This window comes from Bacteroides sp. 2_2_4 (assembly GCF_000157055.1).
GTDB classification, from domain to species: domain Bacteria; phylum Bacteroidota; class Bacteroidia; order Bacteroidales; family Bacteroidaceae; genus Bacteroides; species Bacteroides ovatus.
The window spans coordinates 1-9,397 of the sequence record NZ_EQ973371.1; the positions used below are offsets into that span (position 1 = coordinate 1).

A 9,397-nucleotide genomic window follows, 5' to 3' on the forward strand; every position below is an offset into this window, starting at 1 on the left:
CTTCCATTGAAGGGAACTGTCATCATTAATCCGGCCTGCGATGAAAAATCAAAGTTGAAGAGCTTGTAAATCTCCACCAAACGTTCAGGTGACTGGTAAAGGGTTTGCATTTCGTTGTTTTTTGTATAGCTATAAAAGGCAGAAAAGACGTACTTGCTTTTCAATATATAAGTGAAACTCGTTTCATAGTTCGTTGCAGGTTTAAGATAGGGATTACCTTGAATTTCAGAATAGGCTCCCATGTAAGAAATAGAGTTCTGCACGCTCCAGTATTCAGGATATTCCTTATCACTACTCAATGAGAGTTGCAGGACATGTCCGGCGGCAGGCATATAAGTCAGATTAGCTACCGGATAGAGGCTCCATCCATTCCAGATATCTGTATGATATTGCTCTGCTGCCAGGGAAACATCGGCCGAGAGTTTATCGCCAAAGCTCTTATTCAGTCCTGCATAAACATTCAGGGTTTGTTCGCGACGGCGGGAGGCCATATTATTATCCGGCAGTAAGTGGTCTGTTTCAGGATCGTAATATTTCTGGTAACTATGGTCTAAGGCGGTCGTGTAAGCCATACCATAATTCAATCCCCACCCTTTGCCTAAGGTATGTTCTTGCCCGGCATAAAAACGCCATTGATTGATTTGTTGTTTATCGCGGCTTAAGAAATTCATTGTCTCTGTTCCCATCGTGCTATATAATAATTGGCTGCCGGGAGAATGATAGGATGTAAATGCCACTCCAGCTTTCAGCCCGAAAGGGGTTTGATAATCTAACTTTGCGTTATGGAGCTGGCTGTCTCCCTGTGAATCGGTAACAGAGTTTTGCGCACCGGTAGCTATGGAATAATGTTTGGAATCGGTAAAAGCTGTTGTGTAGACCAGGCTTAACAGATGATCTTCTGCTAGAGAGTAATCCATTCCGAGACGTATCTGATGACTGTTGGTACGGGAAGTCATTATTTCATCCATATCCATCTGATGCGCTGAACCATCGGCTAATGTGTGAAGTGCTTCTTTCTCCGTAATCCTTCGGTCACGATCATAAGAGTAAGAGTAAAGAAGATCTGCAGAGAATTTACGTCCGGAGTACAGAAGACTTCCACGTTCTGCCAAAGATTCGTAGTGATGTTGGTTAAAAGCTGTATAGAGTTCTCCTTGAAGGGAAGATGCTTGTCCTGTGCCGGGTGCTAATATCAGGTTAATCATCGGTCCGCGTACCTGATAGCGTGCCGGAGCGGAATACATCACTTCCGCCTTTTCAATCCGGCTGACAGGAATCGATTTTAATAAAGCATCCAATTGTTCGGCAGACAGAGTGGTCACTTTTCCGTTGATGACAACAGTTACCTCCTGTCCTCCCAACATCAGACTATTATTCATATTTACTATACCCGGAAGATTTTTCACAACATCATAGGCATTATCCACAGGCAGGTTGCCCACCAGTCTCGGCACGTCATACACGAGTTTGCCTTGTTCGGCTTTCACGATAGGGCGTTCACCTATAATCATCACTTCGGGCAGTTCCTGAAACAAACTATCCATATAACCTATATTCTTGATACTGTCGACAGGTTCCTGTGACTGTTGTCCGACTTGTGCTGTAGCGGATATCCACACACATAGAAGAGACATAAATAGTAAATTAATCCGTTTCATTTCGTCTTTATTTTTGGAATACGACAAAATACGGTAGAAAAAATGGAAATTTGCGTTATCACTGGCTTATCTAGTGTTATTTAGTCTTATCAAAGAGAAGAATAAGAATAGTTTCCTATTATCTTTGTCAGTATGAAATTACCACTAAAACATATTGTCATACTGGTTATCTGCTCATTAATCGGAATCTTTGTTTATCAAGCTTATTGGTTGACAGGGCTTTACCGGTCTATGAAGATGGAAATGGAGAGCAATATCAGAGATGCGATGCGGACGAGTGACTTTAACGAGGTCGTGCTCCGGGTAAATGATTTGCAAAAAGATAATGTGGAACACGGTTCGCTGACGGTATCAGCCGGATATGATGCGGACGGCAATTCATTAGTGACTAAACAAACGATTTCTTATACGGATAGTAGCCGTCAGGATACGATACACTCCCGGACAGAAACTACTACGGATACGGTAAAGGCCGTTGGTAACGCTCCGGAAGATTCTACACCTGTTGCAAGTAGCGAGAACGGGCTGGATGTGTTATTGAAAAAGCAAGATTCGCTAAAGGAGCTGTTAATGAGTATTCAGCAGGGTATTCATTCGGGTGTGGACACTTATATAGATGTCAACCTGCAGCGATATGACAGTTTGCTCACCCATGTGATGAAAGAGCATAATCTCTCTATTCCTCATCACACTCTTTTGATTTATACCGGAATCAGTGCCGATTCTTCCATTGTATATACCGATACATTAGGTATTGCGGGAGATAGCAGTTATATTCCCAGTCCCAAGGCAATCCGCTATGACTATGAATTTAATATGCATCACAGCCAACGCTACCAACTGGTGTTCGAGCCGATCAATTCATTGGTGTTAAAGCAGATGACAGGTATTCTGGTCACTTCATTTGTAATTCTTCTGATTCTCGGATTCTCTTTCTGGTTCCTTATCCGGACGCTTCTGAAACAGAAAACGCTGGATGAAATGAAAAGTGATTTTACCAATAATATCACGCACGAATTAAAGACTCCCATTGCCGTAGCCTATGCGGCTAATGACGCATTACTGAACTTTAACCAGGCGGAAGAGAAAAGCAAGCGCGACCAGTATCTACGCATCAGTCAGGAGCAGTTGCAAAGGCTTAGCGGGCTGGTGGAACAGATTTTATCCATGGGAATGGAGCGTCGCAAAACGTTTCGTTTGCATCCGGAGGAAATCAACCTGAAGGAGTTGATTACTCCGCTCATGGAGCAGCACCAGCTAAAAGCGGACAAGCCTGTACATATCGAATTGGATATTCAACCGGAAACGCTTGTCATTGTAGCCGACCGTACGCATTTCAGCAACATCATCAGTAACCTGATAGATAATGCAGTGAAATACTCGAAAGAGGAAGCCGAATTGTCTATTTCCTGCCGACAGACTGGGGGGACAGTAACCGTCAGCGTTACCGACCGGGGAATCGGGATTCCACTTGATAAACAAAAGCACATATTTGATAAATTCTACCGGGTCCCGACGGGTAATCTTCATAATATAAAAGGTTACGGACTAGGACTGTTCTATGTCAAGAGTATGGTCGAAAAACATGGAGGAACTATCACCGTAAAAAGTGAACCGGACAAAGGAAGCACTTTTACCATTACTTTATAAACCCATAAAATCATGAGTAAAAACAAAATTACCGTATTACTGGTAGAAGACGAACAGACGCTCGCCATGATTATCAAGGATACACTTGAAGAAAATGATTTTATCATTCATACGGCGAATGACGGTGAGGAAGGACTAAGCCTTTTCTTCGAACTTCATCCGGATGTACTTGTAGCCGATGTGATGATGCCGAAAATGGATGGCTTTGAAATGGTACGTCGCATCCGCCAGACGGATAAACAGACTCCTGTCTTATTCCTGACTGCCCGTTCGGCCATCAATGATGTGGTGGAGGGGTTTGAACTCGGAGCGAATGATTACCTGAAAAAACCTTTCGGTATACAAGAGCTGATTATCCGAATCAAAGCACTGATGGGAAAGGCTTTTCTCTTCACAGAGAATAAGGTTGCCAATCATTTTGAGATAGGAAGTTATCTGTTTGATCCTGTTGCACAAACTTTATTACACGCAGGAACGAGACAGGAACTCTCTCATCGTGAATCGGAAATCTTGAAACGGCTTTGCGAAAACCGGAATCAGGTGGTCAACACGCAGGATGTCTTGCTCGAACTTTGGGGAGACGACAGTTTTTTCAATTCCCGAAGCTTGCATGTGTTCATTACCAAATTGCGGCATAAACTCTCGCAAGATGAACAGATACGTATTGTCAATGTACGGGGAATCGGTTATAAACTGATTGTCAACTAAACTCTTTAACACCGCAAAGTGCCATGAATAAAAGACAGTTCACAGGATTTATGTTTTTACTTTGTACCTGTACCGCATTTGCGCAACAGGTGGAAGTAAAAAAGGATAGCATCGGCCGTGCGGTTCTTCTGCCACCGGAGCAAAAGCAGCCATTAAATATGGATAAGGAGGGCTTCATCTTACCCGATATGAATATAACGCCGAACGACAGGAAGCCAACCATTCAAACGGATAGCATGACGCTTCATATATCTCCTCCCGAATTTATGGATACTCCCTGGCCTACTCCCAGACTGGGTACTTCTTTCGATCCCTTCAGCCGTGACTATAATCGGTCGGATATTTTCGGGATCAATGCTAACAGCTATTTAAGTACGTATAGTTTGCATAATACGTATCCTACCATGGGGACGCATATTCAGGTAGGTGCCATTTATACGTATGCCCCTAATGAACGATGGGAGCTTTCAGGTGGGCTGTTCAGTGCCAAGTACACAATGCCTTCTTTCCAACATGGTGCCAGAAATGATTTTGGTTTTAGCGGTTCGGCCGCTTACCGGATTAATAAATTTCTGCGTATACGGGCTTTCGGCGAATATTCTGTGAATGGCGAACGAAATGCTTCGCAGGGATATCTCACTCCTATCTATCCGCAAAGCGGTTATGGCATGATGCTTGAAATCAAGTTCAACGATTATATCGAACTCCATGGAGGTATGGAACGCTCATACAACCCGATGAAAAGGAAATGGGAGACGGCTCCTGTCGTTTATCCGGTGATTAAATTGAAAAGATAAGTTTTTTTCTAAGAAAACATAACGGAAGCGGATAGTCAGGTGGAAATTATCTATCTTTGTGGTAAATCAACCTTTACGAAGATGAAAAAACTGATTCTATTTCTTTCGCTGATATTATCGGTCGGTTTTGCATCCGCACAGTCGGAAATTCCTTCCGATAGTATTCGTCGTGCTCCATCTACCAATATCAAAGAGTTTGGTGGTTTTCTGCTGGATATGGGGTTAATGAACGTAGCAACTCCCGAACTTCCCAAGTTTAATTTAGATATGCCTAATATGACGAAAGATTATAATCAGCTCTTTCGTTTAAACACGGATATTACCTATTCTCAAGGATTCACCGACTCTTTTTCTTCGTCTTCTTACTCCGGGTTTGCCGGTTTTGGATACGGATATGGTTGGGGATTGTCTTCTTCTCCACAGTTTATGCAGATGGGATCTTTCAAACTGAAAAACGGAATGAGAATCAATACTTACGGAGATTACAACAAGGATGGCTGGCGGGTGCCTAACCGTAGCGCTATGCCTTGGGAAAGGAATAATTTCCGGGGAGCGTTCGAACTGAAATCTGCCAATGGTAATTTCGGAATACGAATTGAGGTGCAGCAAGGAAGAAATGTTCCTTATTAAATAATAATTAGGCACGGATTACACGTATGTCACGGTCTTTAGGGTTATCATTGCTGAAAAATAACCGCGTTAATCCGTGTAATCCGTGCCTAAAAAATAGCAATTAATTAGTGGCAGGTACTTATTAAAATCAGGAAAATCAGAAGGCTTTGTCTGCCGCACTGATTGCATTGGCTATACGGTCACACCACGAATCAAATTCCGGATCGGGTGTTTGAGTTTCCGGATGAGAAAGCATATAATGTACAGCTTGCCGCAATCCGTCCGCCATAGAGATATGGCATATAAAATCTGGGACGAGCCGCTTTATCTTCGAATTATCGAAAACAACCGTAGCCGCTTTATCTCCTAAGAGTTCCCCCCTGAAATCATAATGATCGCTATGTTTGGCAAGGAAATCGGATGCTACGTGCAATGCGTTCAGAGGTTTGCCTAACGCATCGGCGATTGTCTGGTAAATCTGATTCCAAGTCATACTTTCATCGGTAGTGATATGAAAAGCGTTCCCAATGGCATGTGGATTCGCCATCAGTCCGACATAGCCTTTGGCAAAATCTTTGGAGTGAGTCAGTGTCCACAAAGAGGAGCCATCACCGGGAATAATGACAGGTTTTCCGTCAAGAATCCGTTTGAGAATCTGCCAGTTTCCCTTATCTCCATGTACGGCTACGGGAGGTTTGGTTCCGTTATAGGTATGGCTGGGACGAACGATGGTCACCGGAAAGCCACTTGTCCGGTAGGCTGACATCAATACTTCTTCCGCTTCTATCTTGTTTCTGGAATACTGCCAGTAGGGATTGACCAGAGGGGTGCTTTCGGTAATGCGATAATCGGTTAATGGCTTTTGATAGGCAGAGGCACTGCTGATAAAGATGTATTGCCGCGTTTTATTCTGAAACAGGCGGATATCACGCTTTACGTCTTCTGCCGTATAACCGATGAATTGCGCAACCACATCGTAATGTTCAAGTGCGATGGCTTTTGCCACAGCTTCTTCATCATTAATATCCGCAATGATACTGTGAATTCCTTCCGGCATTTTTTTTGAGCCGCGGTTAAGGAGAGTAATCTCCCACCCTCTCTGTTGCGCCAATGCAACTACATCTGTACTGATAGTACCCGTTCCTCCAATGAATAATGCTTTCATAAAACCTGTTTTTTTATATTCTCCGGAGCAAATATATCAATTCCATGACTTACTTCCAGCAATCATTGCCATTTATTTTTCCGCCCGCAAGTTTATGTAGTATACAGATTACTGATTCTTGTACCCTTATTACTGATTTGAGGTATGAAATAAAAAAGATACCTCCAAATGTTTTATCTTTGTATCAGATTAATAACAAAGCATATGGATGAAATAACAAAAATTGAAACCGTCGATCAGTATGACCAGTTGTTTGGACTGGAGACATTGCACCCTTTAGTTAATGTAATCGACTTCTCAAAAGCTACCAAGTCGGTTGAGTATATCCGTATGAACATCGGATTCTATTGTCTGTTCCTGAAAGATGCCAAATGCGGGGATCTCACATACGGACGTAAGAATTACGATTATCAGGAAGGAACGGTTGTCTGTATGGCACCGGGACAAGTGAGCGGAATAGACAACCGTAACCGAACGGCTCCCCGTACCAAGTCGATTGGGGTTTTATTCCACCCCGATTTAATCCGTGGAACTTCATTAGGACAGAATATCAAAAACTATACTTTTTTCTCTTACGAGGTAAATGAGGCATTGCATCTTTCAGATCAGGAAAGAGAAATCGTAACCGATTGCATACATAAAATCCGGCTCGAACTGGAGCATACTATCGACAAGCATAGCAAGCAACTTATCGTACGGAATATCGAACTGCTATTGGATTACTGTATGCGTTTCTACGAACGGCAGTTCATTACACGCAATCAGGCGAATAAAGATATAGTCGTTAAATTCGAGCAATTACTGGACGAATATTTCCAAAATCAGGTGGCAATGACCGAAGGACTGCCATCCGTGAAATACTTTGCAGACAAGGCATGCCTCTCTCCTAATTATTTCGGGGACCTGATAAAGAAGGAAACCGGAAAAACTGCACAGGAATATATCCAGTGCCGGATTATCGAACTGGCCAAAGAAAGAATACTGGAAGGTGTTCAAACTGTCAGCCAGGTAGCTTATGAACTGGGATTTCAATATCCACAGCACTTCAGTCGGTTATTTAAAAAGCATGTCGGCTGCACCCCGAACGAATATAAACAAAAAAACTAGACGTATTTTAGATACAGGAGTCTCAACATCATGGGAGATAAAGTACTCAAAATAGGAACCGTGCATCAATGCAATTGTTGCCTGGGGAGTAAGACACTACACCCGCTGGTAAGTGTCATCGATCTCTCAAAGGCTGACTTGTCAGCTCATGCGGGCATCAAGTTCGACTTTTATACGATTCTATTGAGTGAGTGTAAATGTGAAGCGTATATGTATGGTCACCAGTATTATGATTTTTCGGATGGTACTTTGCTCTTCCTTAGTCCCGGAGAGTCTATCAATATGAAGGAAAACAGTAAGAATTTTCCTTCCAAAGGATGGATATTGGCTTTTCATCCCGATCTGATTTGTGGCACTCCGCTCGGACTTAATATACATAACTATACTTTCTTCTCTTATCTGCCTGAAGAAGCATTACATATATCTTTGCGCGAGAAGCAAATCATTCTGGGGTTTATGGATAAAATAAACCAGGAACTCGAACGTTGCATTGACCGACATAGCAAGAAGATAGTTTCCAAGTATATAGAATTATTGCTGGATTACTGTATCCGTTTCTACGAACGCCAATTCATTACACGTAATGAAGCGAATAAAACGATTATCAAACAATTCGATAAAATCATAAATAACCATTTCGAGACGAAACAGGTACCGACTGTCGATATACTTTCACATAAGTATTGCGCGAACCTGCTTCATTTGTCTCCTGAATATTTCAACGACTTACTGAAGTATGAAACGGGGAAATCATTTAAAGAGTATATCGAGTTCAAACGCTTCGAGATTGCCAAAGATTGGTTGGTGAATACTGATAAAACAATCAATCAGATAACGCAAGAGCTGGGTTTTCAGAATCCACAGTATTTCAGCCGGTTATTTAAGAAAATCACAGGTTGTTCTCCGAATGATTTCAGGATACCTAATTGAAAGTATATGTCAAAGGGATTAGAGGAAGATAAAGCAATCAAAAAGTCTTAATAAAATTTGAATTGGAATATCAAATTCTTAATCTATGTTATGAAACATACTTTTTTTCTTGGAATATTTGCTAATTTCGCAATAGTCCGTATCTTTGCAATGTGTTTTTCATAGTATTAGATTTAAGGTTAACAAAGGTTGGAGCAAGGCGTTGCTCCTTTTTTTTATGTCTATACGTAAGCTCTCTCCTTTTTCTTATTCATGATAATATAGGAATTACGCTATTTTTCAATAACTTTGCAAAAAGAGAGATGTCAATTATGTCTCGATAAGACAGATCAAAAGGTTCTCTTTTTACGTTACATATAAAAAGATTATTTAATCCTTGTAGAATAATGGAAACAATGCAACCATATTATCGTCTGATGAAATCAATCCTCTTTGTATTATTTCTTTCTTTTGGCATGATTTCATGTGAGAAAGAGGATCCTGTTTCTACCTCTCCAACTACAAGGCAAACGGATGACTCAACTACTGATCCGACAGATCCCGATCCGACTGATCCTGTTGTTCGTTCGAATAATGAACAGACGGTGTTCATGTATCTACCCTGGTCGAACAATCTCACTTCTTTTTTCTATCAGAACATTGCCGATTTGAAAAGTATCATCGGAAACAATATATTGAAGAATGAACGGGTGATCGTATTTATATGTACATCGGCCACCAAAGCCACTCTCTCCGAACTTGTCTATGAGAATGGCAAAAGTGTACAGAAG

The 9,397-nt window shown here is 41.7% G+C and carries 8 protein-coding genes and 1 pseudogene; 7 read left to right on the plus strand and 2 right to left on the minus strand.

Translation table 11 applies throughout. The annotated features are described in order from the left end of the window. Window positions 1-1,658: outer membrane beta-barrel protein (locus tag BSCG_RS03290; RefSeq protein ID WP_032849801.1), on the minus strand; the 1,658-nt coding region annotated here is incomplete at its 3' end. Window positions 1,659-1,790: 132 nt separating this feature from the next. Here BSCG_RS03290 and BSCG_RS03285 point away from each other — a divergent pair. From BSCG_RS03285 to BSCG_RS03270, 4 genes are all read left to right on the plus strand, one after another. After that, complete coding sequence (locus BSCG_RS03285) at window positions 1,791-3,308, plus strand: sensor histidine kinase (protein ID WP_004295781.1); 1,518 nt, start codon at window positions 1,791-1,793, stop codon at window positions 3,306-3,308. Between the two features lie 12 nt (window positions 3,309-3,320). Next, window positions 3,321-4,016 carry a response regulator transcription factor gene (locus BSCG_RS03280; protein WP_004295780.1) on the plus strand — a complete coding sequence of 232 codons (696 nt, stop codon included), beginning with the start codon at window positions 3,321-3,323 and terminating at the stop codon, window positions 4,014-4,016. A gap of 23 nt (window positions 4,017-4,039) precedes the next feature. Next, the gene (locus tag BSCG_RS03275) at window positions 4,040-4,813 is read left to right on the plus strand and encodes a hypothetical protein (RefSeq protein WP_004295779.1); all 774 of its coding nucleotides are present in this window, start codon (window positions 4,040-4,042) and stop codon (window positions 4,811-4,813) included. Between the two features lie 81 nt (window positions 4,814-4,894). Continuing rightward, a complete protein-coding gene (locus BSCG_RS03270) occupies window positions 4,895-5,443 on the plus strand; it encodes a hypothetical protein (protein ID WP_004295778.1) in 549 nt (182 codons plus the stop codon). A 139-nt stretch (window positions 5,444-5,582) separates the two neighbouring features. On the opposite strand, the gene BSCG_RS03265 is transcribed toward BSCG_RS03270, so the two are convergent. Continuing rightward, entirely contained in the window at window positions 5,583-6,590 is a 1,008-nt protein-coding gene (locus tag BSCG_RS03265; protein WP_004295777.1) for an SDR family oxidoreductase, read from the minus strand. 204 nt (window positions 6,591-6,794) lie between these two features. Between BSCG_RS03265 and BSCG_RS03260 the strand changes: the two genes are divergently transcribed. The 3 genes and pseudogenes from BSCG_RS03260 to BSCG_RS0128005 form a co-directional block, all read left to right on the plus strand. Further along, window positions 6,795-7,697, plus strand: coding sequence for a helix-turn-helix domain-containing protein (locus tag BSCG_RS03260; protein ID WP_004295775.1), 903 nt, complete (start codon window positions 6,795-6,797; stop codon window positions 7,695-7,697). A gap of 30 nt (window positions 7,698-7,727) precedes the next feature. Beyond that, window positions 7,728-8,627 carry a helix-turn-helix domain-containing protein gene (locus BSCG_RS03255; protein WP_004308870.1) on the plus strand — a complete coding sequence of 300 codons (900 nt, stop codon included), beginning with the start codon at window positions 7,728-7,730 and terminating at the stop codon, window positions 8,625-8,627. 386 nt (window positions 8,628-9,013) lie between these two features. Beyond that, window positions 9,014-9,397, plus strand: a pseudogene (locus tag BSCG_RS0128005) (Clostripain family protein); the annotation flags it as partial.

What these genes read in the sequence shown, in the direction of transcription:
- BSCG_RS03270 (WP_004295778.1), top strand. Translation starts at nt 4,895, where the DNA reads ATGAAAAAACTGATTCTATTTCTTTCGCTGATATTATCGGTCGGTTTT.
- BSCG_RS03280 (WP_004295780.1), top strand. Translation starts at nt 3,321, where the DNA reads ATGAGTAAAAACAAAATTACCGTATTACTGGTAGAAGACGAACAGACG.
- BSCG_RS03255 (WP_004308870.1), top strand. Translation starts at nt 7,728, where the DNA reads ATGGGAGATAAAGTACTCAAAATAGGAACCGTGCATCAATGCAATTGT.
- BSCG_RS03285 (WP_004295781.1), top strand. Translation starts at nt 1,791, where the DNA reads ATGAAATTACCACTAAAACATATTGTCATACTGGTTATCTGCTCATTA.
- BSCG_RS03260 (WP_004295775.1), top strand. Translation starts at nt 6,795, where the DNA reads ATGGATGAAATAACAAAAATTGAAACCGTCGATCAGTATGACCAGTTG.
- BSCG_RS03265 (WP_004295777.1), bottom strand. Translation starts at nt 6,590, where the DNA reads ATGAAAGCATTATTCATTGGAGGAACGGGTACTATCAGTACAGATGTA.
- BSCG_RS03275 (WP_004295779.1), top strand. Translation starts at nt 4,040, where the DNA reads ATGAATAAAAGACAGTTCACAGGATTTATGTTTTTACTTTGTACCTGT.